Genomic DNA, 24767 nt, shown 5'->3' on the forward strand with positions numbered 1-24767 from the left:
CCGGCACGGCCCCGTGACACATCACGGGGCCGTGAAGGGGGCCCGGGAGCCGGGCACGCCCGTGCGGGTCCGCCCGTCGCTCTCGTAGGGGAAGGCGAACGGCAGTCCGGCGGCGGCCAGCGGGCGGGGACGGTCCATGAGGTGGAAGTGCAGGTGCGGTTCGGACGTGTTGCCGGAATTGCCGACCTCCCCGAGCACGTCCCCCGCCCGGACCCGGTCGCCTTTCCTGACGCGCAGCGAGCCGCGGCGCAGGTGGGCGAACACGGCGTAGACGCCGTCGCCGAGGTCCAGCACCACGGAGTTGCCGACGACGAACCGGCCCGCCGACAGAGTCATCAGCGACAGCAACTGGCGGAACACCATCCCTTCCACCAGCAGGTAGAGGACGCCGGGCCAGGAGTTCCGGCTCCAGTGGTCGCGCTGCCGGCCGCTCGCCTGGACGACGACCCCGTCGGCGGGCGCGAGGACGTCCCGGCCGAACGCGGAGAACGCGTCCGGCCGGGACGCGAGCGGCCAGCGGCGCGTAGGACGCCATTCGCCGCTCGGGACGTGGACGAGGTCGATCGCGTACGTCTGGCCCAGCTCGTGGGTTCCGTGGCTGGGTACCCGGTCGGCGGGACTGTTGACGGGAACCCAGCGTCCCTCCACCGGGCTGCGCAGCACGACCGGTTCCCGGCCCGGCGTACCGCCGGGCACGAAGAACAGCACGGCCCCAGCGCCGATCAAGACGATTCCGACGATCGAGAGCACGCCGATGCCGTGCAGGGGATCGGTCAGTGCCAGCACCAGGCCGAGCAGGATGAACAACGTCCTGAAGCGTGCGATCGTCCTGTGCATCTCCCCTCCGATGGGTCGGTCAGCGGCGGGCCGCCGCGAGCACGGTGAGAATCGGCACCACCCGCTCGCCGGGAACGCTGTACTGCCCTCGCCCGGTGGTGCGCAGCCAGCCGGCCGCGACCAGCTGGCGCAGATGGTGGTAGAGCTGCCCTGTCGTACCGAGACGCTCGTGGGCGGCCAGTTCGGCGGTGGTGCGGGCGCCATGCAGGATCTCCCGGAGCAGGAAGAGCCGCACGGGGTGCGCGAGCGCCGACAGCGCCTCGGCGGCCTGCGACCAGTCGTCCTGCAGCAGATCCTCAGCCGTGTGCCCCTGCTGCCACTCGTAGTGCTCGCCGCCCGGGAGCGTCACCGAGCCGGTGAACAGCACCGCACCCGGGTCGGCGACACGGTCCTTGAGCGCGTTCAGCGCCCAGAACGTGTCGTCCGGCGCCGGGCGTCCGGCGCCGGGTGCCGTGCCCTCCAGCACGGCCACGCGCTCCTCCAACCGCGCGACCCGCTCCGCCAGCGTCTCCTCACCCACGACATCCAGTATTACGTAACTACGTAGTTCTTTCAAACGAGGTCGCGGGCTAGCCGGAGGTGACCGGCCTTTCCAGCGGGCCTCGGCGGCGGTACGTGTCCAGGTAGTCGTGGTGGTTCCAGCGGTCGAGGAACTCCCCGGCCGCCTTCCGCCCGGCGGCGTAGAGGCGGTCGCGGGTCGCCGCGTCGAGGTCGAAGTCGGTCGCGAGGACACCGCCGGTGTGGGCGAAGATCGTGCGGGCCACGATGGACGGCTCGTCCATCTGCACCCGATCATGCGCCTCGGCCATCGTCTGGACCAGTGCCCGCCCGTAGCCGATGGGCCCGCGGACGCCGCGCCACTGCCGGAACACGCCGCCGGCCGGGGGACGCGCGGACAGCTTCACGCCGAACGTCGGCCAGCGGGGTGCGCGGTCCTCCCGGTCGAAGATGGTGATCGGGTAGTTGGACAGCATGCCGCCGTCCACCTGCACGCACTTGCGGCCGTCGCCGCGGCCGATCCGGCACGGCCGGAAGAAGACCGGAATGGACGCCGAGGCGCGCACGGCGTCCGCCACGGACTGGTCGTCGGCGTTCAGGCCGTAGCGCTCGTAGTCCCATGGCAGGCACACCATCCGCCCGCTGCTGATGTCCGAGACCACGACGACCAGCCGGTAGGCGTGACCGGGCGGCAGCGCGGAGTCCGGATCGCGCAGTTTCAGCTGCCCCCACGTCTCGATACCGCACTCCTTCAGGCGAGCGGAGATCCAGCGGTGCAGCGCGTCGCCCCTGTGCATGCCGAGCGTGGTCAGCAGGGACAGCCCCCGGACGAGGGCGAACCGCGAACCGTCCTGGAACGACCGGTAGTCGAGCTCGCGCATGACGCGGACCATGTCCGGGACCGGCATGCCGGCGGCCAGCATCGACCCGACGATCGCGCCGGCGGACGTCCCCGCGACGCGGGCGGGCGCGCCGAGCCGGTATCCCCGCGCCTCCATCTCCGCGATCGCGCCGACGAGAGCGATTCCCTTGACGCCGCCGCCCTCAAGGACAAGGTCCGCATAACCGTTCATGGTCGATCTCCCTCCGCCGCCGAGGGCGCGGTCCGCATTCGGCAGAGGAACGGGAAGCCCCCGGAAGCGCGTTCCGCTTGCCTTCCTGGTAGATGCCCGGGCGGGCGGCCCTTTAGACGGGCTCGAAAGATTTCGAAGGATGATCAAGATTGACCGATCGACTATCTCCATCCTGACCACTGAAAGCCCGTGCAAGTAGTTGACGAAGGGGATCCATGAGGATACTTTCCTGTCGGCCATCGAAAAGCTAGCGAAATATTTCGAAGACCGCCTCCCTGCAGAGGAGACAGCCGATGGGCGGATCCCCGCGGATGTGGAAAGTTCTCCTGACCCTGGTCCCCACCGTCGTCGCCTTCACCGCCGCGCCCGCCGCCGCGCGGGCGCCCGCCCGGCCGGGACAGGGCCAGGACCCCGCGTCCTACATCTCGTTCCGAGACGGGCGCGGGTACTTCCCGCTGGTCGAGAAGGGGAAGGCCGCTCCACTGGTGGTCAGCGCGGCCGACCACGCCGGGGTCGTCCGCGTCGTCGGCGATCTCCAGTCCGACATCGAGCGCGTGACCGGCGTCAGGCCGGCCGTCGCGCGGGACAGGGCGCCGTCCGGACAGGACCTCGTCATCGTCGGCACGATCGGCGCGAGCCCGCTCATCGACAGCCTCGTCAAGTCCGGCAAGCTGGATGTGCAGGGCATCGCGGGCAAGTGGGAGACGACGCTCGAACAGGTGGTGGACCACCCGATGCCGGGCGTCCGCCGCGCGTTCGTGATCGCCGGCAGTGATCAGCGCGGCACCGTCTACGGCGCCTACGACGTCTCGAAGAACATCGGCGTCTCCCCCTGGTACTGGTGGGACGACGTCCCGTCCCGGCACCGGGGCGCGGTCTACGTGAAGCCCGGACGGCACACGCAGGGCACTCCGGCGGTGAAATACCGGGGCTTCTTCATCAATGACGAGAACCCGGCGCTCGGCCGGTGGGCGCCGAAGCAGTTCGGGCCCGGAAAGGCCGCGGGACATCCAGGAGGCTTCAACGCCGGGTTCTACGCCAGGGTCTTCGAGACGATGCTGCGCCTGAAGGCCAACTACCTGTGGCCGGCGGTGTGGGGCCGGGCGTTCGCCGAGGACGATCCGCAGAACCACGCGACGGCGAAACGGTACGGCGTGGTCATGGGCACGTCCCATGAGGCACCGATGATGCGGGGCATCGAGGAGTGGAACCGGCACGCCGAGCCCGGCCACGATCCGTACGGCGGGACGGGCGAGTGGAGTTACCGCCGCAACGCCGAGGCCATCGAGAAGTACTGGAAAGACGGCATCGAGCGGATGGTCCGCGAGGACTTCGAAGGCGTCGTCACCCTCGGAATGCGCGGAAACGGCGACACGAGCCTGCCGGACGGCGATGGCATCGAGCTAATGCAGAACATCATCGCCAATGAGCGGCGGATCCTGGGCGACGCCACCGGCAAGGACCCGTCCGCCACTCCGCAGGTGTGGACCCTTTACAAGGAGGTGCAGCGGTACTGGGACCGGGGTCTGCGTGTTCCCGACGATGTGACGGTCGTCTTCACCGACGACAACTGGGGGAACATGCGCAAGATGCCCGGCCGGAACCTGCCAGCGCGGACCGGCGGCTACGGGCTCTACTACCACTTCGACTACGTGGGCGGCGGCCGCAACTACAAGTGGGTCGACACCGCGCAGCTCGGCAGCACCTGGGAGCAGCTGAACCAGTCCTACCAGTACGGCATCCGCAATCTGTGGGTCGCGAACGTCGGTGACATGAAGAACAACGAGCTGCCGCTCCAGTTCTTCCTCGACTACGCGTGGAATCCCGGCCGCTGGCCGCTGAGCAGGCTGAAGGAATGGGAGCGGCGGTACGCCGCGCAGAGCTTCGGCCCCGAGCACGCGACCGAGATCGCCGATGTGCTCGACGGCTACGGGAACCTCCAGGCGCTCCGCAAGCCGGAGTTGCTGAACCGGCGCATCACCGTCGATCCCGCCAAGGACCTGCCGACGGACTCCAGCGCGGTCGTGTACGACGACCAGCAGACGCCGTTCTACCTGAACCAGTACCGGGAGATGGACGGCGTCACCGCGCGATGGAAGCAATTGGCCGCCGACGCCGAACGTATAGGCAGGCGGCTTCCGGCGGCGTACCGGAACGCCTACTACCAGCTCGTCTACTACCAGGTGAAGGCGACCGCGAATCTGTACGAACTGCGTGACGCCGAGTTCACCAACATCCTCTACGCGAAGCAAGGACGGGCCGCCACCAACGACTACGCCGACCTCGCCGAGGCGCGGTTCGCCGACGACCAGGCGATGTCGAACCACTACAACACCCGGCTCGCCGGCGGGAAATGGGACGGGTTCCAGACCCAGCCGCACATCGGTTACGGCGACGTCGAACGCTACGGGCCGAACGCGCCCTGGCAGCAGCCCGAACTCAATAACGAGGCCCTGCCGGACGAGATCTTCCCCAAGCTCAGGCGCATCGACGTCCCGGACGGCTCCGACATGGGCGTGGCCATCGACGGCTCGGACGAATGGTGGCCCGAGGCGAAATCCGAGGCCGTCCTGCCGGAGTTCAGCCCCTACCAGAGTGCGCCCGCGCAGTACATCGAGGTGTTCAACCGCGGTTCCGATCCTTTCACCTACCGCATCTCACCGGCCCAGCCCTGGGTGAAGGTCAACCGCGCCCACGGTCGCGTCGACAAGCAGATACGGGCCACCGTGTCGATCGACTGGTCACGCGCACCCAAGGGCACGAGCCGCGTTCCCATCGAGGTAACCGGGCCGAACGGCCGCACCGTGACCGTCCAGGCCGTCGTGAAGAATCCGGCATCCTCCAACGCGCACGGGTTCGTGGAGGCCGGCGGCTATGTCTCCATGAACGCCGACCATTACACCCGCGCGACCGGCACCGCCCAGGCCCAATGGAATCGCATCCCGGGAATCGGCCGGACGGACGCCGGAATGGAACCGTCCCCCGTCACCGCGTCCAGCCAGGAGCCCGGTACGGCCCCGCGGCTCGAATACGACATGACGCTGACGACCACCGGCCCGGTAAAGGTCTGGGCCTACCTCTCACCGAGGAACAGCGTCCTGTCGACCGAGGGCCTCAGGTACGCCGTTTCGATCGATGGCGAACAGCCGCAGGTCGTGAACGCCACCACGGCGACCGGCGCGAACGACACCACCATGAACAAGCAATGGGAGCGGAACACGTCCGACAACGTGAAACGCACGATGACCACGCATACGGTCACGAAATCAGGGACGCACACCCTGAAGTTCTGGATGGTCGACCCGACCGTCGTCGTGCAGAAGATCGTGGTCGACACAGGCGGACTCAGGACCTCTTATCTCGGGCCCCCGGAAAGCCGGCGGGCCGGGTTTCGCTCGACCCCCACTCTGCAAGGAGGAACGAGACCATGAGAAGGGTACTCACCGCGGTGCTCGGAGCGGGTGCACTGCTCCTGGCGATGCTGGTGGCCGTCGCGCCGCCGGCGTCGGCGGCGCCCGGCACGCTGAAGGAGGCCGCCGCGGCGAAGGGCCGGGTGTTCGGCGCCGCCGCCGCCCAGGGCCACATGGGCGAGTCGGCGTACGCCTCGACGCTCGACCGTGAGTTCAACCAGCTCACACCCGAGAACGAGATGAAGTGGGACACGACCGAACCGTCCCGGAACTCGTTCAACTACGGCGCCGCCGACCAGCTCGTGAGCCATGCGCAGGCGCAGGGCATGAAGATCCGCGGGCACACGCTCGTCTGGCACAGCCAGTTGCCGGGCTGGGTCGGCGGCATCTCCTCGCGGGACGAGCTCCTGAGCGTCATGCGGAACCACATCTCGAACGAGGCGGGGCACTTCGCCGGCAAGATCGCCTACTGGGACGTGGTGAACGAGGCGTTCCAGGACGGGTCGGGCGCGCGGCGCGACTCGGTCTTCCAGCGCGTCATCGGCGACGGCTACATCGAGGAGGCGTTCAGGGCGGCCCGTGCCGCCGACCCCACCGCCAAGCTCTGCTACAACGACTACAACATCGACGGCCAGAACGCGAAGAGCAATGCCGTCTACACCATGGTCCAGGACTTCAAGCGCCGCGGCGTCCCGATCGACTGCGTCGGCCTCCAAGCGCACCTGATCCTGGGGAACGTCCCGTCGGACATGCAGGCCAACATGCAGCGGTTGGCGAACCTGGGCGTGGACGTCCACATCACCGAACTCGACATCCGCATGAACACTCCGGCGGACGGTTCGAAGCTCGCCACCCAGGCGAACGACTACCGCAAGGTCGTCTCCGCGTGCCTGGCCGTGTCGCGCTGCACGGTCATGACCGTGTGGGGCATCACCGACAAGTACTCGTGGGTCCCCGATACCTTCCCGGGTGAGGGCGCGGCGCTGCTGTTCGACGACAACTACAACAAGAAGCCCGCGTACACCGCGGCCTTGGAAGCCCTCGGCGGAGGGGACCCCGGAGATCCTGGCGACCCAGGCGATCCCGGTGCCGTCACCTGCGCCTACACGCGCACCGCGCAGTGGAGCAACGGCTTCAACGGCCAGGTCACCGTCACCGCCGGCAGCAGCGCGGTCGGCTCCTGGACGGCCGTCATGACCATGGGCTCCGGCCAGCAGATCACCGCACTCTGGAACGGCACGCCGAGCACGAACGGCAGCGTCGTCACGGTCAAGCCGGTGAGCTGGAACGCCAGGCTGGCCGCGGGCGCGTCCGCGTCGTTCGGTTTCACGGTGAACGCGCCGGGCGGGAACGCGACCGCCCCTTCCGTCACCTGTGGCAGTCCCTGACCTCGCTCCACCCCGGACGTCTGGCACGGCGGCAGCTCCCAGGCCGCCGTGCCGGACGAATGAAGCGGACCGAAAACCCGGTCGAATAATCGCCTCAATTCCTGGCAAGCCGGTTTTTTCCGGGCCGTCGACTCCACGGAAAACCATGCGCGGACCCGGGCCGCCCGGCCAGGATGCGGGCATGAACTTCCCGTTGATGCGCGGGTTCGACCACATCAATGTGGCGGCCCGCCTCGATCCGGTCGCGGCCGTACGCGACCGGGAACTCGGCGAGCGGATTCAGCGATATCCGAAGATCTTCCCCGCCGGCTCCCCGGATTTCGGTCACGCGGTGCAGTTCGGAAACGAATGGCGAATCGGATCCCTCGGCGCGGACGACCCCTCCTCGGCCCGCTACAGCCTCGCCATCGATCTGCGGACGGCGGCGGAGGAGACCGACCCCGCGACCGCCCGGGCCATGCTGGCGGCGGCCGCCCGGCTCGACCCCGAGGACGGCGAGCAACTCGCCAAGGACGAGTGGGAGACCGGCGACCGCCGATACCGGATCATCCGCATCGAGAAGTTCATCCTGATCGGTGACCGCGTGATGGAGCCGCCCCGCTCCACCGACGCCGACCTCGGTCCCGACGGGCTGCTGCGCGACCACCCCCTCGACCCGGCGGCGCCGTGCGGCCAGTGGGAGGCGCAACTCCGGCTGAACCTCGTCGGCCGGATGCCGGTGCCCGGCACCGTCCCGGACATCATCCGGACCGAGGCGCGGCACGCGATCCGCACCCACCCCGGGGTGGTGCTGCTCCCGCCCACCTTCCTCGCGCTGGAGATCGAGGACGACGCCTGGGGCCCCCTCACCGGCGGAGACGACCCGGAGGAGACCCGCGACCGGCTGGCCCGCCACTTCACCGACCTGCTCCCCCGGTTCCGCGACTTCCAGGGCGACCCCGCGTCCGCCGCCGAACTCGCCGAATGGGCCGCGATCGCCGACGGCATCAGGGCGACGCCGGGCCACTCCTTCAGCGTCCGCGGCCGCGAGTTCCGGACCGTCCGCGTCTGCCGCATGCTCCGCCTGGGCCGCGACGGCCCCGAGTCTCCCCGCCCCTCCGACCAGGAACGCTACGGCCTCCCCACCGGCGCCTGACCCCGCCTCACCCGATGTTCAGATCCCCGTGCACGTCCCGGAGCTGAATCATCTTCCCCGCCTGACCGTTGAGGACGTTGACCACGCCGTCGTTCGTCGCGGCGGCGTTGGTCTGGGCCTGGTTCCAGAGGTTCCGCGCCTCCGCCCCGAACTCGGTGTCCTCGGCCATGAGGTACTCGATGGCGGAGGCGAGGGTGGCGATCCTGTCGGGCGCCGGGTCACCGGCCGCTCGCACCAGGGCCTCCTCGGCCGACGGACGGCCCCGGAAGCGCTCACGGACCCGCCGCGACAGCTCGGCCACGGCGGCCCGGACGGGTTCCCCCGCGACTTCCACGGCCTTCCCCGCCATGGCGGTGGCGATGGCGACTGTCATCGGATCTGTCACCGTCACAGTTCATCACGCCCTGACAGCGAAGCCAAACGCCATTCTGACTACCCTTGATAATTGGCAAGACCAAAATTGCAAATAAATGTCGGTTGTTATTGAGAGAACCGGGCGCCCAGGTAGGTTTACCGTAAAACGGGCGATCAACACGCCACCGAACCAATGGGATGGATCGATCGTGCAGTCTCCCGACGAACGGGACCGGTGGACCAACGAACTGACGGGGAGGATAGCGGGTTCCAGCGTCCAGGCCGGATCCATCACCGGAGGGGTGCACATCACCGCGCCCGGCGCGACGCCCCTTCCCGCCCCCGCACAACTGCCGCTGCCCGGCTTGTTCGCCAACCGGCTCAACGAGCTGGAGGAACTGGAGGCGCTGGCTGAGAACGCCGGGCTCGTGGTCATCACCGGTCCCGGCGGCGTCGGGAAGACGACGCTGGCGCTGCACTGGCTGCACCGGATCAAGGACGGATACGAGGGCCAGCTGTTCGTCGACCTGCGCGGCTTCTCCGGGACGGAGCCGCTCCCGCCCGACGAGCCGCTGGAACGCTTCCTGCGGGCCCTCGGCGCGTCCCCGGAGGGCGTCCCGCCCGGCGTCGACGAGCAGTCCGCGCTGTTCAGATCCATGACCACCGGACGCCGCCTGATCCTCATGCTCGACAACGCCGTCTCGGCGGCGCAGGTCCGTCCGCTGCTGCCCGGGGCCGGGCCATCCCTGGTCGTGGTCACCTCACGGCACCGCCTCACCGGCCTGGTCGTGAACGGGGCGCGCTTCCTGGACGTCGATCCGCTCGGAGTACCGGGAGCGCTCGAACTGCTGGGACACCTGATCGGCGCGGACCGGATCGATGCGGAGAGCGACCACGCCCGGTCGCTGGTGACGCTGTGCGGGACGCTGCCGCTGGCGGTCTGCGCGTCCGGTGCCCGCCTCGCGGCACGGCGGCGCTGGCCGATCGCCCGCGCGGTGGCGGAGCTCGGCGACGAGGCGCGGCGGCTCGCCGCGCTGCGCACGGGCGAGGGCGACATCTCGGTGAGCGCCGTCTTCAACACCTCCTACCAGGCGCTCGACGAGGAGCACGCCGCGGCCTACCGGCTGCTCGGCGTCCATCCGGGGTCCGATTTCGGCGTCGCCGCAGCCGCCGCCCTCATCGGGACGGGCGAGGACCGCGCCGCGGACCTGCTGCACGGCCTGGCCGACGCCAACCTGCTGCTGGAAGGCCCCGGCGACCGGTACGGCTTCCATGACTTGGTGCGCCTGCACGCGCGGGACGCGTCCTTCGGCAACATCTCGGACCGCGAGGCGGCGTTCGCCCGGCTCGCCGACTGGTGCCTGACGGCCGCCGTGGCCGCCGACCTCACCCTGATGCCGGGCCGATGGCACCTCGGCGACCGGTACGCGGACCCGCCGGACGAGCTGTTCACGTCCCGTGCCGCGGCACTGGAATGGCTCGAACAGGAGCGGCCGAACCTGGCAGCGGTCGCGCAGAAAGCCCACGAGACCGGGCTGCACGCCATGGCCTGGCAGCTCGCAGAGGCGATGTGGCCGCTGTTCCTGCAGCGCAAGCACTACCCGTCCTGGATCCGGATGTACGAGCTGGGGGCCGCCGCCGCCGCATCCTGCGGCGACCTCAAAGCCGAGGCGCGGATGCTCGAAGGGCTCGGGATCGCTCACCTCAACCTGCAGGACTTCCGCACGGCGAACGGCCTGTACGAGTCAGCCCTCACCCTGGAGCGTCAGTCCGGTCACCGGCTCGGCGAGGGGTCGGCGCTCGAAGGACTCGGCGTCGTGGCGCTCGCCACCGGCGCCCCGTCCCGCGCGGTCGAGTTGTTCGCCCAGGCGCGGGACGTGCACGTCGACCAGGGACGTCCGCGCGGGATCGCGCTGATGGACCGGCACATCGGCGAGGCGCTCAGCGCGGTGGACCGGCACGCCGAGGCCGAGGTGACACTGACCGGCGCCCTGGAGATCTTCCGGCGACTGGACGAGCCGTACCACGTCGCGCGGACGCTCACGTGCCTCGGCCAGGCCCGGCTGCGGGCCGGCCACCCGGACGAGGCCGCCGCCGCCCTCCACGAGGCCCGCGACATCGCTCGGGAAATGGACGCGCCGCACGTAGCGGCCGGCGCACTGCACGAGCTCGCCCGGGTCGCCGCGCACCAGGGCGATCCGGCGGCCGAGCGCCTGTTTCTGGAACAGGCGCTGGCCATCTATACGGAGTTGGGTTCTCCCCAGGCGTCGCCGGTCAGAGAGCGACTCTCCGAGTTCCCGGCCGTGCCACCCGGCGATCCCGCATCCTGACCATCGTGATCGTGTTGCCGCGAACAAGGGTGAGCCGGGTGAGCGCGCCGGGCGGCCCGCCCGTCACGAGCCAGGTGTGCAGGGCGGACGCGGCCATGGCGGCATCGCCGGCCGTGCACGTCCCGCCGAGGACCGGGTCGAGCCGCGCCTCCAGATCGCCGGCGGCCACCAGGCAGCCCCGCCGGGTGACCGCCACCACGACGAGGCACCCCGGGTAGGCCCCGAGGAGCCGCGCCGGGTCCTCGGCCCGGCCGACGATGACGTCCGCGCAGGCCAGCCAGGCCCTGGACGTCTCACCGGGCCCGGCCACGAGGTGCTCGTCGCAGGGCGGCGAAGCGGCATCGGCGGGTGAGCGCCGCAGCGTCAGCGTCCGCCCGCCGATGAGCACGCGCTCCGTGCCCGGCAGGTCGTCCCAGACCTTCACCAGCGTGACCATCACGCCGCCCGCGGGAGGCCGGGGACCGGAAGCGGGACGGGCTCGACGTCCGGCGGGCGGTCCCGGTCGGGCAGCCGCAGCAGCCGGTACATTTCCCCGCGGATGAGGCGGGCCGCCTCACCCGGCCGGGAACTGATGGCACCCCGCATCGCGGCATGGATCCGTCCAGAGAAGGCGTGCGCCGCCTCCTCCAACTGCGGGGCCAGCGGCCGCTCCCAGTCGACACGCGGCGCGAAAGCACCGAGCCCGGCGACATGGGTCCCGGGCGCCACGGCGTCCTCCGGGAAGGTGCCGAGCAGCACCGGAACCCCGATCGCGGCCCCATAGCAGGTGACGGACCCATGATCGCCGACGAGCACGTCGGCGGCGACCAGGCCCGCCCGCCACCCCTCCTCCGGCGGGAACAGCCGGACGCCGAGCCGCAGGCAGTCCGCGTGCCATGCCATGATCTGGCGTCTCCCGTAGAAGGACCACACATTCGGGTGCAGGGCGGCGACGACCTGATATTCGTCGCGCGGGAGCCGGGCCGCGACGCGCAGCAGCAGATCGGGGTGGCGGCCGAACAGGGAGTCCTCGTTCCAGGTGGAGCTGACGAACACGAGCCTTCGGCCGGGCGGCACGCCGAGCGCCCGGCGGTACTCCCTCCGGTACGGCAGGCTCGCCACCAGCCGGTCCAGGCAGGGGTCACCGCCGGCGAACGCCACCGGGCGCGCCTCGGGGCACTCCCGTTCGAGCATCTCCAGATGCCGGTCGTGTGCCAGGACGATCGACGACGGCACGACCCGTCCCCCGACGACCAGCCGCTCCCTGATCAGGTCGCTGACCGGACGCGCGGCGGGCGGTCCGGAGCCGACGTTGCGAGGGTGGAGCTTGCCCGGACCGATGCCGTGCGACACGGTCATGACCGGCCCGTGAAGCTTCTCCAGCATCCCGTGACCCGCCGCCACAACGAGATCCCATCTGGTGCTGATCGCTTGACGCCAGGGCAGCACCAGCCCGCCGAGGCCCCGCAGATGCGCGTCCAGGCCGCCGGTGTTGGCCGACGCCGGCGCGGCCGTATACGCGACCGCGACCCGCCGGTCGGTCTCCAGTAGCGGCATGACGTCGGCGAGCCGGGTCGCCGCCGTCACATGGTGCGCGACGGCGAGGACCGCCCGACCCGCCTGCACCGTCGAACCCTTCAGGGCGTCCAGGCCGAACGGGCCCGGCACCCACGCGTCCGCCGAGAAGTCCATCTCAGCCTCCCTGGGGGACGAAGCCGAGCGGCTCCCCGTTCCGGGAGCCGATGCGGAAGGGCGGCGACACCGGGTCCGCCACGGGGATCGTGGCGGGCTGCGGCAGCCGCAGCAGCCCGTACATCAGGCTGCGCATGTTGCGGTCGAACCGTCCGGGCTCGGACGTGATCCGGCCGAGCACCGGCCGGACCCGCTCCGGCCGCCATCGCGCCGCGGCCTCCGTCAGCTGCGGCCGGACGGGACGATGCGCCGCGAGCCGGACGGCGAGGAGGCGCAGCGCGTCACCCGGCGCCGGGCCGGTGACGAGCACCGGTACACCGGTGATCGTCCCGTAGCGGGTGACCGCTCCCGGGGGCCCGACGATCCAGTCGGCGGCGACGAGTGCGGCACGCCAGTCCGCCTCCGGCGGCATGAGGCTCAGGCCGTCCCGCAGATGGACGGCGAGTCCAGGCCCGCCCGGGCATCCGCCCGGTTCCGGGAGACCGAGGACGAGGTAGCGATCGGATGGCAGGTCGGCGAGCAGCCGGCCCACGACGTCCAGTGACCGGCAGCGGATGCACGCAGCGGCCGGGGGCATGGACACCACGACGAGCCCGCGCCGCCCGTCCACGCCCAGGGCGCGCCGGTAGAAGTCGCGCAGCGGCAGGCTCGCCACCAGCCGATCGTGGTCGGAGTCACCGACCACCGTCCCATGGTCGTCCTCGGTATCGGGGGGACGGTCCAGGCGGTGGGCGTAGGTGAGCACGGTCCGTGCACGCCGGTGCGCGACGTCCTCCGGGATCGCTCCCGGCAGGACGATGAGCGGCGCGTTCGGAAGGCGCGCCGGGACCCGGGAAGCGGTGACGACCAGGCCGACGTCACCGTCCTCAAGTTCAGACCAGGGCAGCGGTGCTGCGCCCGCGTCTTTGAGCATCACCTCCACGGCGTCCGAGGACGGCCCAGGGGCCGCCGTGAAGAGCACGCGAAGCCGCGGGTCGGTTCCCGCGAGCCGCGCCGCGTCCAGTGCGGGCTGCCCCGGTACGGGCGAGCCCACCACCACCAGCAAGGTGCGCCGGTCCCCCAGGCGCTCCCACCAGCCAGGGTCGAACCCGGTCAGGGCCCGACGCCATTCGAAGCCGGTCATCCTTGTCAACGAACCCCCTTTGACCTTGGATGCGGACATCCGTTCCTCCGTCGCAGGTCGAATGGACCTGCCCTCCGGAATCGAGTGTCGATCGGGGAGCTTGACGAAAACTTGCAATCGTCCTGACTTTGTGAGAAGTGAGATCAGGGGGCGGCCGGGTGAAACACGTCTCCACTCTGGCCATTCGGTACGCACGATGCCAAAATCGGCTCAGGAGGAGATTTCCACAAAGGGGAACCGGTGGAGTTCCGCGTCATAGGGCCCGTTGAGCTGTGGATTGACGGCCGGCGTCGCGACCTCGGCTCGACCAAGGAACGATGCGTCCTGGCCGTGCTGCTGCTCAGTCCGCGGCAGCCGGTGCCCGCCGAGACCCTCATCCGCCGGGTGTGGGACGACGCACCCCCGGCCAAGGCGCGGCAGAGTCTCTATTCCTACATGACGCGGCTGCGGCACCGGCTCGACGGGGTGGAGGGCGCCACGCTGGTGTCCCGGCAGGGGTCCTATCTGATCGATGTCGACGACCAATCGATCGACCTGCACCGATTCCGGCGGCTGCGCGACCAGGCCCGCGCGATCGCCGAGAGCGGCGACGACGAGTACGCCCTCGACCACCATCGCAGGGCGGCGGAGCTGTGGCGGGCCGAACCGCTCGCCGACCTGACCGGAGGATGGGCCGACCGCACCCGACACAATCTCGAACAGGAATTGCTGGCCGCCGCGTTTCTCCGTATCGACCTGGAACTGCAACGCGGAAACCACACCGACCTCGTCCGCGAACTCTACGACCTCACAGAACGCCACCCTCAGCACCAGTGGCCGGTGGAGCGGCTGATGCTCGCCCTCTACCGTTGCGGGCGGCCGGCCGAGGCCCTGGAGGCCTACCGGCGCACCCACGACCTCCTCGTGGCGGAGTCGGGGACCGACCCGGGTCCCGGACTGCGGCAGCTCCAGCAGCAGATCCTTCGGGGGGACCCGGAACTGCTGCGGGTGCCCGGTACCCAGCTGAGCGTCGACCGGCGCCCGCACACGCTGCCGCACGACGCACGAGTGTTCGTCGGGCGTGACGCGGAGCTGCGACAGCTGATGGAGATGGTGCCGATCGCGCGGAATCCGACCGCCGGCGGCTCGCCGGGCGGATCCGCCGTTACCGTAATCGCCTTGGACGGCATGGCGGGGGTCGGCAAATCGATGCTCGCCGTCCGTCTCGCGCACCGGCTGGCCGCGCACTTCCCGGACGGCCAGATGTTCCTCTCGCTGCACGCGCACGACGCCCGGCAGAAGCCGGTCGCCCCTGCGGACGCGCTCGACACTCTGCTCCGGATGATCGGCGTCCCGGCGACGCGGGTTCCGGCCGCGCTGGACGAGCGCGCCGCGCTCTGGCGGTCCGAGCTGGCGGGCAGCCGCGCGATCATCGTGCTGGACGACGCCGCCGGACGCGACCAGGTCGAGCCGCTGCTGCCCGGGTCCGCGGGGTGCCTGGTGATCGTGACGAGCCGGCGCCGGCTCACCGGGCTGCACGACGCCTGGGCGCTGCCGCTGGAGATTCTGCCCGTTCAGGATGCGATGGCCCTGTTCACCGCCATCGCGGGGACCGGGCGTGCGGAGCCGGGCACCGACGTCGCCGAAGTCGCGGAACTGTGCGGACGCCTGCCGCTCGCGCTGAGCATGGCGGCGAGCCGGCTGCGCCACCGCCGCGCCTGGGTCACCGGCGACCTGCTGGCCCGGCTGACCCCGGACGACCGGCGGCTGGACGAACTCCGCGACGAGGACCGCGAGATCACTACCGTGTTCGAGGACTCCTACCGCGCGCTCCCGCCCCCGCTGCGGGACGCGTTCCGCGCGTTCGGGCTCCACCCCGGCCCCGACCTGACGGCGCACGCGGCCGCGGCGGCGCTGGCATGCCCGGTGCGGGAGGCCGAGCGGATCCTGGAGGAACTGCTCGACCGTCACCTGATCACCGAGCCCGCCCGCGGACGCTACCGCTTCCACGACCTTGTCCAGGACTACGCCCGCCGCGTGGCCCGTGAGACCGACTCCGACGAGGAGCGGCGCCGGACCGTCCTCCGGATCCTCGACTTCCACCTCGCGGCGGCCGACCGCGCGAACCGCCTGCTGTCCCCGCACCGCCCGGACGGTGCCCGGCCACCGGGCCTGCCACCCCTGGCGGACGAGGCGGAGGCGGCCGAGTGGTTCGCCACCGAGCACGCCTGCCTCCTGAACGCAGCCGCCGAGGCCCACCGCATCGGCTCACCGGCGCATGTCGCCCGCTTCGCCCGCGTGCTCGCCGGGCACCTGGAGTCGCGCGGCCACTGGGACGCCGCCGCACGCCTGCACGCACGGGCGGTCGAAGCACTCCAGGGCCTGGACGACGACCCGGGCACCGCCCGCGCCCTGGCCGACCTGAGCCACATCCGCTTCCGCGTCGGCGACTACGACACCGCAATGGAAAATGCGGAAAAGGCGCTGACAATCCACCGTTCGACCGGTGCCCGGCACAGAGAAGCCGATGTTCTCGGCCACATAAGCCTCATCCATTGGCACCAGTCCCGTTTCCCCGAGGCATTGGCCCGCTGCCAGGAGGCGCTGGAAATCCACCGCTCACTCGGCGACCGGCACGGGGAGGCCGAAAGCCTCGACCACGCCGCGATCTTCCTGGAATTCACCGGAGACTACCCCGAGGCCGAACGGCTCCGCCTCGAAGCCCTCACGATCTTCACCGAGATCGACGACACGCACCGCCGAATGATGGCGCTCAACAACATGGGCGACCTGATGATCCGCATGGGCGACGTCGACCGCGCCGCGGAGTACTACGCACAGACCGCCGACGCCGCCGAGCTGAGCCGCCAGCACGAGGCCATCGCGCTCATCAACATGGCCGGCGTCCACCGCCGCACCGGAGCCCACGAAACGGCGCTGGCCAATTACCGTGCGGCGCTCGCGATAGCGCTGGAATTGGGCGACCGGCGAAACCAGGTCGAGACCCTCATCGGTATCGGCGCAACATTCCACAACGCCGGACGCTACGGCGAGGCGATCATCCACCACGAGCGCGCCCTGGCCATTTCACGCGCTATCAGTGAGCGTTATGAGGAAACACTCGCCCTCCGCCACCTGGGTGAAACCCTCACCGCCTCCGGCCGTTATCCCGCCGCCGTGGACCATCTCCAGAAAGCTTATGCCTTATCCACCGATATAGGCGTCCCCGACGAAACGGCCAAGGCCCTGGAAAGCCTGGGCACGGCTCTCCTGCACGTCCAGGGCGCCGAAGCCGCCCGCGACCCCTGGCAACAGGCCCTCCACCTGTTCACCAGGCTGAACCTCCCGGAAGCGCGGCATCTCCGAGCCCGCCTCCGGTCGCTGGATCATGCCGCCGGTACCTGACGCGCATTAGAAGCCCATTCCAACTCGCAACGCACACCGCGCGTATGCCCCACGAAGGCCAGGAACCATCTGGACGCGGTCCGGACAGAACGGCGAAACGTGAGCCTTCTTCAGAAGGCAGGACTACCCTGATAGCCTCACACAAAGCGGCATCTCGGTCTGTCGGCTACGAGAGTCGCGAAAGTCACTACACGGACCCTTCGGGCTTGGTAAGCTCCCTCACCAGAAATCCGGACAACTCTGGTGATTTCACCGCACATGAATGAGGTCTCAATGACGAGATATCTCGTAGTGGTGGTCGGTGCACTGGCCATATGGGCCTCGGGCACCGCATCGGCGACCGTGCCCGAAAGCGCGAACACCACGACGGCGTCGCCGTCCCAGACTCAGAGTTCTCAGGTGCATATGACCTGATAGGCCACACCAAGGTCTGAGATGTCTGGTTGGAGGGCCGGGTGGAGTTGCGGGGAGGCCGACCCGGCCCACTACTCGCAGAGGCGCCGGGTGGGACGGAGGGAGCAGCCCCACCCGGCTCCTTCCGTTGACGTGAACGGGGCGAACCGGAACCGCACCGACGGTGCAGCGGTAGGAGACCCCCTGGAGCCACGCGGCCCGGGGCGCTGTTGTCGACGGCAACGTGCGTCGTCAAGAAGCGGACGACCGTCCCACCGATATGACCCATCGGCCTTGATCGAGCAGGTCATCGACAGGCTGGCCGAGGTCGGGCCGACGCTGGGACGGCCGCTCGTCGACACCCTGGAACACAGCGAGCTACGCAACCTCAAGGAACTGCGACCCGGCAGCCGAGGCCGATCGGAGACTCACATGCTGTTCGTCTTCGACCCGGACCGCGCCGCGATCTTCCTGGCTGCCGGAGACAAGGCCGGGTAGTGGTCACGCGCTGGTACGACGAGGCCATCCGACTGGCGCTCGTGCGACACGATGCCTGCTGGCGGCCCTGGGCCGACCTCGGTCGGTGCGCACTGCTGCGATCGCCTGGGCCGTGCAGCTCGGTGAGATTAACGGCGTTGGATGCCATCGAAGCCGAGTGTTAGCCTTGCCCTACATGCGTAGTACTATCACTACATGCCAGGCAAGCATACGCGGGCGGCCATCAAAGAGTTAGAGGAAGCCGGGTGGAAGATCACCTACACCAGCGGACGGGCTCACACCTATGCGAGGGCCTCCTGCCCTGGCGGCCCCGGCTGCCGCGCCCCTCCCTTCTCGATCAACGGAACTCCCGACGTTGACGAACACGAGGCACAGAAGATTCGGAGGCGGATGCGCCAGCACGACGCCAAGGTGGCCGCACTGCATGAAGGGGAAGATTGATGAGCACCTACTGGTTCGAACTTGAGGTCGGCCCGGTCAGCGACCTTGAGCAGGCCGCAGAGCGGCTGTACTCACGTTGCGGTGACGGTCAACTCTCCGGCGACGAGCAGAGTGGCACGATCCTGTTCTCGCGCGAGGCGCCCAACGCGATCGGGGCGATCCTGTCGGCCATCGACGACAGCGAGCGCAGTGGACTGGCGGTGACCGGCGTCATGGAGGACCTGGTGACCATCGACGACATCGCTGAGAAGACCGGCAGGTCTGCCGCAGCGGTCGGACACTGGACGACCGGTGAACGCGGGCCTGGAGGTTTTCCCGCTCCGGTCATTCATCGCGGCAGTCGCGTCAAGCTGTACTCCTGGGCTCAGGCGTCTCGCTGGCTTGCCGATGCTGGACTAGGGAAGATCGACTCGGTTGCCGCGGAGGTCGCCGCTGCCACCGCTGACGTGGATGCACTTCTGCGTGCTCGGCAGGTACTACGTGACGCTCCTTCCGGCAAGCGAGAAGCCCTTGCGAAGCTGGTAGGGGCGTAAGCGGTCCTTAGTAATGCGGGCTCGCCCGGGTCCATGACCGCAGCCCAGTTCTGCTGTGCCGGTGCCGGGTCGGTCGCCCTGTGCTCGACGAGACCAAGGGCCCAGGGCCTGCGCCAGAGCGAACCCGAGACTCTAACTTCAGAACACGATCTGAGTATAATGGCGGCATGAGCACCACCGCGGACGCAGTGACCTTCTCCGACCTGTCCCGTAACCCCAAGTCCGTGGCCGAGCGCGCCGCGCGTCTTGGCCGGCTGCGTGTCACCCACCGCGATGCTCCCGACTTCTACCTCACGGCTGCCGACCGGGAAGAGCAGCGCGATGAGAGCCTGACCACCGCCTCGCGGATCTTTCTGGCGCTCATGAAACACGATCCGAGCGCCCGGGCACTGCTCCTCGCCATGCCGGACGTGTTCCCCTGGATACGCCACCTGAGCACTGAGGAGGTTCGCGCCTTCACCGTTGAGTTGGTCGACGCCTTGTCCGACGCCGCCGAACTCGCTCTCGACACCAATGCTCAAGAGGTCATCACCGGCTGGCGCGCCACAGCACGGATCAAGGCAGACCCTACCGAGCATGAGGAAGCACTTCGGCCGACGTCTGGCGACTTCGGCCCAGTTGAGGTAACGCCTTGAGCCCCAAACGAGGGGATAGGGTCACCGTCCCACCGCCAGACGACGAATGGGATGTCAGGTTCGGCACCAGCGAGGCGGTACGCGGCTGGGAAGAGCTCTGCCGTCTCGCTCTGTCGAACACCCGCCGATGCCTGGAGGCCCTACGCGCCGAGCCGCGTTGCCGCGCCAACCACGAGCGCCAGCACCGGCTCCGCGGAGATCTCGCAACGCACCGGCACAACGGTCGAGACCTCGAACAATGGGAGTACGAGGTCACAAGCGGCGGACGCGTCCGCTACGTGATCAACGATGACCGCACAGTCTGGATCGTTTACGCATCCCCCCGCCATCCCAAAGACACCGACCACTGACGGCAACCCTGACGGCAACGGAGCCGACCAACCGCCACCACGGGCGCATGTTGGGCACCTGGTTCCAAGCATGAGAAATGACCCCATGTTCGCGCGAGTTCTGGCCCCAGGCGGGACTCCTGGGGAAGGCTCGATCACGAACGGCTTCTGGCTCCACGTCGTTGCTGAGTTCAGCGTTGTCCGGCAGCGGCTGGTGGCGCACCGTGATCTGTGTGGTCCGCCTCATCGACGAAGTGGAGCGTGCCGTCGGCCACCGTCGCCGTGCAGGTCCCACGCGTCGCCGACCTCGGCCTTGTCCAGGAGCGACGCCAGCTCGGCCGCAGTCTTGCCAACGCTCCACAGCAATCGGCCATCCGGCACGAGCAGGTACAGGTGCCGCCCGTCGCTATCCGCTGAAGACATTGTTGAGCAAAATGCCCCTGGAGCCACGCGGCCCGGGGGCGCTGTTGTCGACGGCAACGTGCGTCGTCAAGAAGCGGACGACCGTCCCACCGGTATGAGCCATCGGCTCCTGATCGAGCAGGCCATCGACAGGCTGGCCGAGGTCGGGCCGACGCTGGGACGGCCGCTTGGAGACCCGCATGCTGTTCATCTTCGATCCGGACCGCGTCGCGATCTTTCTGGTGGCCGGAGACAAGGCTGGACAGTGGTCACGTTGGTACGACGAGGCGATCCCACTGGCCGAAGCCCGCTATGCCGAGTACCGGGCCGCGAAGGACAAGGAGGCCGGGCGATGAGCACCGGACGCCGGTGGCAGGACATCAAGGCCGAAGCACACCGCCGCAACCCCGAACTGGCGGACCCCGAGCGCCAGGCCCAGGCACGCGCCGAACTTGACGCCTCCGTCGCCGGCCACCACCTCAAGGAACTCCGCAAAGCCATCGGCAAGACGCAAGCCGAGGTCGCCCAGATCCTCGGAGTCTCCCAGTCCCGCGTATCTCAGATCGAGAACGGCGACATCGAAGCCATGGAACTGGAGACGCTCCGCGCCTACGCCGCCGCGCTCGGCGGACACGTGGACAGCACCGTCAGCGTCGGCCCCCACTCGATCAAGGTCGCCTGAAAGCAAGGACGGCAACGACGGCGCCATGGGTGCGTGTCGGACACCGTCTGACCTTGGTAGACGGAGTGGCGGCACAGCGGCCGCCCGCCCTGCGGGCGTTGAGGGGAACCCACCAGGCTGGCGGAACCGGTGGGGATCTGCTCCGCAGGGCGGGGGCAGTTCATGAGTGCAGCGGGATGTGCGGCCGGTCCACGTGACGCAGGGGCCTGACGATCGGGCAGCCCGCCCTGCGAGCGGCGCCCAGCATGTAGCCGTAGTCGATCGCGATCCGCGCCCAGACGGCTTTGCCTTCGCCCAGTTCGAACCATCCGCAGCCGCCGGACGCGAACGCCTGGACGAGGATCAGGCCACGCCCGGACGTGCCGTACGGGTGGGGCTGCTGGATCACGGGCCGGCCGGGGTGGTCGTCCCACACGCACATCTCGACACCTTGGTCGATTCGGCTGACCCATGCGCGGATGCTCCTGCCCTCGCAGAGCCGGGCCACGTTGGACGCGAGTTCGGACATGATCTGACAGGCGTCCCCCTCAAAGGCACCAAGCCCCCAGGAGGCGAGCGCACCGCGCACAAGTTCGCGTGTGAGACAGACGGTCTCGGGGCGGCCCCGGAAAGTCTCGCTGAATATATTTTGCGGGTCTATGTCCATTGTGGGTGTCGCGGACATCTGTTGGCCTCTCACGGTCTGCGTTTTCTGCCCACAGACTGACCTCAGCGAGTATGGTTGTCCCATTGCGTTTGAAGATCACAATCTAGGAGATCTTGAATGGCAAGGGCGGACACCCTCGACCCGGACAACAACCCCTGGCATTGGCTGGCTGTTGACCTGCGGGTATGGCGCATCCGAGAGAATCTTTCGCAGGCCGAAGTGGGCCGTTTCTGCGGCGTCGATAATTCTCGGGTTGCCAACTGGGAATCGGCCAGCGCGAAACTACCGCAGACACACGCCGAAACTCTTGACCGGGTCTGGAAGACTAAAGGGCATTTCGCCCGACTTCGTCGGCTAGCAGAGTCCGCCCACGATCCGAACTGGTTCGACCAGTACACGCAGTACGAGGAGCGGGCCGACGCGATCAGCGCCTACTCGGCGCTCGTCATACATGCCCTCTTCCAAACCGAGGACTACGCGCGGGCGCTCATCGAGGGCGCGCAGATTGTTGACGACGTTGAGGGCACCCTTGCTGCCCGCATGGCACGGCAGCAGATCCTGAACGCCCGCGAAGTCCCCGACTTACGGCTGTTCGTGCGGCAATCTGCCCTTGAAGACCCGGTGGGCGGCCCCGACGTTATGCGCGCACAGCTTGGCCACTTGCTGGACTTGAGCCAGCGCAAGGGGGTCGTCGTGAGGGCTCTCCCGAAGGCCACGGCCGCGCATCCCGGGGTTGACGGCTCCTTTACGATCTTGAGGATCGGCCAGACGGAACACGGTTGGTCGCCCGCTGTTCACGGCGGGCGGCTCGTCTCCGACCCAGCGAAGATCAGGGACTACCGGATACGGTGGAACCTCATAGGGGACGATGCCCTGGCCCGAGACTCGACCCGGAGTCTCCTGCGTGAGCTGATGGAGGCCATGACGTGAACCCACCCGTATGGCGCAAGTCGAGCCGAAGCGGTTCGGGTGCTGGCGGAGGCCAAGACTGCGTCGAAGTTGCCGCCCTCACCGAGGGGTGTGGAATCAGGGACAGCAAGGCCCCCGACGCCGGACACCTCACGCTCTCCTCGGAGAGCTTTGCCCAGCTCATCACCGCTGCGAAGCGGGGAGAGCTGCACCTGTAACAACCAACCCCCTACGAGTAGCGCAACGGCCTCGCCTTTTGGCGGGGCCGCTGGCATGTCCGGGGCATCTGTAGGCAGGGCCGTCGGCCCGGCTGAGGTTCTGGAGAGGTCGCTCAGGCGGCCTCTTCTTCCGTTCTGCGACTCATTACGCGGTCTTGCGCGAGCGTTGACGTCCAGGCGGTGAGGGTTTCACCGGGGGCGCGTCATGATCATCGGGCCGGTTTCCGCTGAGAGGGGCGTCGATGCGCGGGCTCGTGGCCGGGTTGATCACGATCGGAATGGCGGCGGCCTGGGCCGTGCCTGCCCTCGCGGAGACGGCGCCGCCGCCGGGGGTGGACGGGGCCGGGTCGGGCGAGCGGCCGGACGCGCGGTCGCGTGCCCTGCCGTCCTCCGCCGGGGTCGGAGAGGTGCGGTTCACCTCGGTGGAGCGGACGGCGCCCGGTGTGATCTTCCGAGCGTTCGAGACGTCCGGAATCGGCGGCCGGGTGCGGGGCGACCTGCTGGACGTCGACCTGCGCCACCCGAAGGTCTCGGTCGGCCTGCTGCATCCTCCGGTGGTCGCCGCGCGTCGGACGGTGTCGGACATGGCGGACACGCAGAACGCGGTGGCCGGGGTGAACGGTGACTTCTTCAACATCAGCGAGACGCATCCCGGGGTGGTGCCGACCGGGTCGTCGTCCGGTCCCGAGGTCGACGGCGGACGTCCGCTCAAGGGAGCGGTGCCGGACGGGCAGCGGTTCGGACCGGCGTTGCCGCCCGGCACGTCCGCAGAGGACGTCATCGGTCTCGGGACCGACCGGCGCGGGCACGTCGCACGGCTGCACATGTCCGGGACCGTCCGGTCCGGGCGGACGTCCCTCGCCCTCCGCGGGCTCAACCAGTACGCGCTGCCGGTCGGTGGCGTCGGCGCGTTCGACGCGCGCTGGGGCGACGTCTCGCGGCAGCGTGCGGTGTGCGGGACGGACGAGGTGCGCAACGCCCCGTGCAGCGCGAACACCGCTGAAGTGACCATCCGGCAGGGCAAGGTCACGACGGTGTCGAACGCGGTAGGCGCGGGCGTGATCCCGCAGGGGACGACCGTGCTGGTCGGACGGGAGAAGGGGGCCGACGCGCTGCGCCGGCTCCGGCCCGGTCACCGGGTGCGCGTCTCCTACCGTTTCACCGGCCCGGTCCGGTTCCGGTTCGCCGTGGGCGGGTTCCCGATCCTGCGGAACCGCGAGCCGCTGTCCGGCCTGAGCCCCAAAGGCCCGGCGCCGCGCACCGCCGCCGGCGTCAGCCGCGACGGGCGGCACCTGTTCCTCGTCGTCGCGGACGGCCGGTCGCTGCAGAGCGGCGGCCTCACCGTCGCCGAAGTGGCGTCACTCCTCGGCAAGGTCGGCGCCGACGACGGGGTGAACCTCGACGGCGGCGGCTCCTCGGCATTGGTGACGCGCGGCTCCGGCGAGACATCGGCGACCGTCCGCAACACTCCCTCGGGCGGGACGGAACGCGCGGTGGCCAACGGCCTCGGCGTGTTCAGAGCGGGTGCTCCGGGCAATCACCAGAGGGCAGTTCGGCCACTTCGTCGTTCGGGCGCCGGAAGGCCCGCCTGAACCCGGCCGACCACGACAAGTATCGCCGACCAGCCTGGGCCAAAGGGCATCAAGCCGGTCATCGTCCGTTGCGGCAGCCCGCACGGCGTCCTGCGGTCGGCGGGGCCGGCGGTCGAGGCAGGGCCGGACCCGGCCAAGGCCCACCTTCTGCTGCTGATGCAGGCCGAGCGGGTTCTCCTCGCTCGCCGCGGGCGCGAGGTCACCAGGACCGGTGAAAACCCGGAAGCCATTCGGGACATGTGTCCCGGCCTTTCAGGGACAATGTCCCGCATTTACCCGGCAGTAC

Annotated in this window: 23 protein-coding genes; 14 read left to right on the forward strand and 9 right to left on the reverse strand. The window is 69.4% G+C overall.

Features of this window, described 5'->3' with window-relative positions:
* Positions 1 to 21: 21 nt before the first annotated feature.
* Genes ACQPXG_RS36105 through ACQPXG_RS36115 form a run of 3 tightly spaced genes read right to left on the reverse strand, consistent with a single transcriptional unit; the run spans position 22 to position 2408 of the window.
* A complete protein-coding gene (locus ACQPXG_RS36105; RefSeq protein WP_433463619.1) occupies positions 22 to 837 on the reverse strand; it encodes a peptidoglycan DD-metalloendopeptidase family protein in 816 nt (271 codons plus the stop codon).
* Positions 838 to 856: 19 nt separating this feature from the next.
* On the reverse strand, positions 857 to 1357 hold the full coding sequence (locus ACQPXG_RS36110) for an ArsR/SmtB family transcription factor (RefSeq protein WP_433463620.1): 501 nt from the start codon (positions 1355 to 1357) through the stop codon (positions 857 to 859).
* Positions 1358 to 1406: 49 nt separating this feature from the next.
* On the reverse strand, positions 1407 to 2408 hold the full coding sequence (locus ACQPXG_RS36115) for a patatin-like phospholipase family protein (RefSeq protein WP_433463621.1): 1002 nt from the start codon (positions 2406 to 2408) through the stop codon (positions 1407 to 1409).
* A 293-nt stretch (positions 2409 to 2701) separates the two neighbouring features.
* Here ACQPXG_RS36115 and ACQPXG_RS36120 point away from each other — a divergent pair, with 293 nt between their 5' ends.
* From ACQPXG_RS36120 to ACQPXG_RS36130, 3 genes are all read left to right on the forward strand, one after another.
* Complete coding sequence (locus ACQPXG_RS36120; protein ID WP_433463622.1) at positions 2702 to 5839, forward strand: glycosyl hydrolase 115 family protein; 3138 nt, start codon at positions 2702 to 2704, stop codon at positions 5837 to 5839.
* Positions 5836 to 7206, forward strand: coding sequence for an endo-1,4-beta-xylanase (locus ACQPXG_RS36125; protein ID WP_433463623.1), 1371 nt, complete (start codon positions 5836 to 5838; stop codon positions 7204 to 7206). Before ACQPXG_RS36120 ends, ACQPXG_RS36125 begins: the two co-directional genes overlap by 4 nt.
* Positions 7207 to 7387: 181 nt before the next feature.
* A complete protein-coding gene (locus ACQPXG_RS36130; protein WP_433463624.1) occupies positions 7388 to 8341 on the forward strand; it encodes a DUF5954 family protein in 954 nt (317 codons plus the stop codon).
* A 7-nt stretch (positions 8342 to 8348) separates the two neighbouring features.
* On the opposite strand, the gene ACQPXG_RS36135 is transcribed toward ACQPXG_RS36130, so the two are convergent.
* A complete protein-coding gene (locus ACQPXG_RS36135; RefSeq protein WP_433463625.1) occupies positions 8349 to 8714 on the reverse strand; it encodes a hypothetical protein in 366 nt (121 codons plus the stop codon).
* Between the two features lie 190 nt (positions 8715 to 8904).
* Here ACQPXG_RS36135 and ACQPXG_RS36140 point away from each other — a divergent pair, with 190 nt between their 5' ends.
* Positions 8905 to 11025: an ATP-binding protein gene (locus ACQPXG_RS36140; RefSeq protein ID WP_433463626.1), complete on the forward strand. Its 2121-nt coding sequence runs from the start codon at positions 8905 to 8907 to the stop codon at positions 11023 to 11025.
* Here ACQPXG_RS36140 and ACQPXG_RS36145 read toward each other — a convergent pair.
* From ACQPXG_RS36145 to ACQPXG_RS36155, 3 genes are read right to left on the reverse strand one after another with little or no spacing between them, the layout of a single operon-like run.
* Complete coding sequence (locus tag ACQPXG_RS36145) at positions 10970 to 11461, reverse strand: hypothetical protein (protein WP_433463627.1); 492 nt, start codon at positions 11459 to 11461, stop codon at positions 10970 to 10972. The genes ACQPXG_RS36140 and ACQPXG_RS36145 overlap by 56 nt on opposite strands.
* Positions 11461 to 12696, reverse strand: coding sequence for a hypothetical protein (locus tag ACQPXG_RS36150; RefSeq protein ID WP_433463628.1), 1236 nt, complete (start codon positions 12694 to 12696; stop codon positions 11461 to 11463). Before ACQPXG_RS36150 ends, ACQPXG_RS36145 begins: the two co-directional genes overlap by 1 nt.
* Position 12697: 1 nt before the next feature.
* Complete coding sequence (locus ACQPXG_RS36155) at positions 12698 to 13819, reverse strand: hypothetical protein (protein ID WP_433463629.1); 1122 nt, start codon at positions 13817 to 13819, stop codon at positions 12698 to 12700.
* Positions 13820 to 14059: 240 nt separating this feature from the next.
* Between ACQPXG_RS36155 and ACQPXG_RS36160 the strand changes: the two genes are divergently transcribed.
* The 5 genes from ACQPXG_RS36160 to ACQPXG_RS36180 all read left to right on the forward strand — a co-directional run bounded on the left by ACQPXG_RS36160 (position 14060) and on the right by ACQPXG_RS36180 (position 19703).
* A complete protein-coding gene (locus ACQPXG_RS36160; protein ID WP_433463630.1) occupies positions 14060 to 17203 on the forward strand; it encodes an AfsR/SARP family transcriptional regulator in 3144 nt (1047 codons plus the stop codon).
* Positions 17204 to 17890: 687 nt separating this feature from the next.
* Complete coding sequence (locus tag ACQPXG_RS36165; RefSeq protein ID WP_433463631.1) at positions 17891 to 18094, forward strand: type II toxin-antitoxin system RelE/ParE family toxin; 204 nt, start codon at positions 17891 to 17893, stop codon at positions 18092 to 18094.
* A gap of 195 nt (positions 18095 to 18289) precedes the next feature.
* The gene (locus tag ACQPXG_RS36170) at positions 18290 to 18535 is read left to right on the forward strand and encodes a hypothetical protein (RefSeq protein ID WP_433463632.1); all 246 of its coding nucleotides are present in this window, start codon (positions 18290 to 18292) and stop codon (positions 18533 to 18535) included.
* Positions 18535 to 19068, forward strand: a complete 534-nt coding sequence (locus ACQPXG_RS36175) for a hypothetical protein (protein ID WP_433463633.1) — start codon at positions 18535 to 18537, stop codon at positions 19066 to 19068. The genes ACQPXG_RS36170 and ACQPXG_RS36175 overlap by 1 nt, the downstream gene beginning before the upstream one ends.
* A 167-nt stretch (positions 19069 to 19235) precedes the next feature.
* Positions 19236 to 19703, forward strand: a complete 468-nt coding sequence (locus ACQPXG_RS36180; RefSeq protein WP_433463634.1) for a hypothetical protein — start codon at positions 19236 to 19238, stop codon at positions 19701 to 19703.
* A gap of 572 nt (positions 19704 to 20275) precedes the next feature.
* Here ACQPXG_RS36180 and ACQPXG_RS36185 read toward each other — a convergent pair.
* On the reverse strand, positions 20276 to 20455 hold the full coding sequence (locus tag ACQPXG_RS36185) for a hypothetical protein (protein ID WP_433463635.1): 180 nt from the start codon (positions 20453 to 20455) through the stop codon (positions 20276 to 20278).
* Positions 20456 to 20634: 179 nt separating this feature from the next.
* Between ACQPXG_RS36185 and ACQPXG_RS36190 the strand changes: the two genes are divergently transcribed.
* Together ACQPXG_RS36190 and ACQPXG_RS36195 are read left to right on the forward strand one after the other, a co-directional pair.
* Entirely contained in the window at positions 20635 to 20790 is a 156-nt protein-coding gene (locus ACQPXG_RS36190; RefSeq protein ID WP_433463636.1) for a type II toxin-antitoxin system RelE/ParE family toxin, read from the forward strand.
* Positions 20787 to 21116 carry a helix-turn-helix domain-containing protein gene (locus ACQPXG_RS36195; protein ID WP_433463637.1) on the forward strand — a complete coding sequence of 110 codons (330 nt, stop codon included), beginning with the start codon at positions 20787 to 20789 and terminating at the stop codon, positions 21114 to 21116. Before ACQPXG_RS36190 ends, ACQPXG_RS36195 begins: the two co-directional genes overlap by 4 nt.
* Positions 21117 to 21276: 160 nt before the next feature.
* On the opposite strand, the gene ACQPXG_RS36200 is transcribed toward ACQPXG_RS36195, so the two are convergent.
* Positions 21277 to 21624, reverse strand: a complete 348-nt coding sequence (locus ACQPXG_RS36200) for an ATP-binding protein (protein WP_433463638.1) — start codon at positions 21622 to 21624, stop codon at positions 21277 to 21279.
* A 255-nt stretch (positions 21625 to 21879) separates the two neighbouring features.
* Between ACQPXG_RS36200 and ACQPXG_RS36205 the strand changes: the two genes are divergently transcribed.
* The 3 genes from ACQPXG_RS36205 to ACQPXG_RS36215 all read left to right on the forward strand — a co-directional run bounded on the left by ACQPXG_RS36205 (position 21880) and on the right by ACQPXG_RS36215 (position 24481).
* Positions 21880 to 22692: a helix-turn-helix domain-containing protein gene (locus ACQPXG_RS36205; RefSeq protein WP_433463639.1), complete on the forward strand. Its 813-nt coding sequence runs from the start codon at positions 21880 to 21882 to the stop codon at positions 22690 to 22692.
* Complete coding sequence (locus ACQPXG_RS36210) at positions 22689 to 22889, forward strand: DUF397 domain-containing protein (RefSeq protein WP_433463640.1); 201 nt, start codon at positions 22689 to 22691, stop codon at positions 22887 to 22889. Before ACQPXG_RS36205 ends, ACQPXG_RS36210 begins: the two co-directional genes overlap by 4 nt.
* Positions 22890 to 23131: 242 nt before the next feature.
* Complete coding sequence (locus ACQPXG_RS36215; RefSeq protein ID WP_433463641.1) at positions 23132 to 24481, forward strand: phosphodiester glycosidase family protein; 1350 nt, start codon at positions 23132 to 23134, stop codon at positions 24479 to 24481.
* The last annotated feature ends 286 nt before the right edge of the window (positions 24482 to 24767 follow it).

Origin of the sequence: Spirillospora sp. CA-128828, from assembly GCF_050945415.1 — a bacterium.
GTDB lineage: Bacteria > Actinomycetota > Actinomycetes > Streptosporangiales > Streptosporangiaceae > Spirillospora.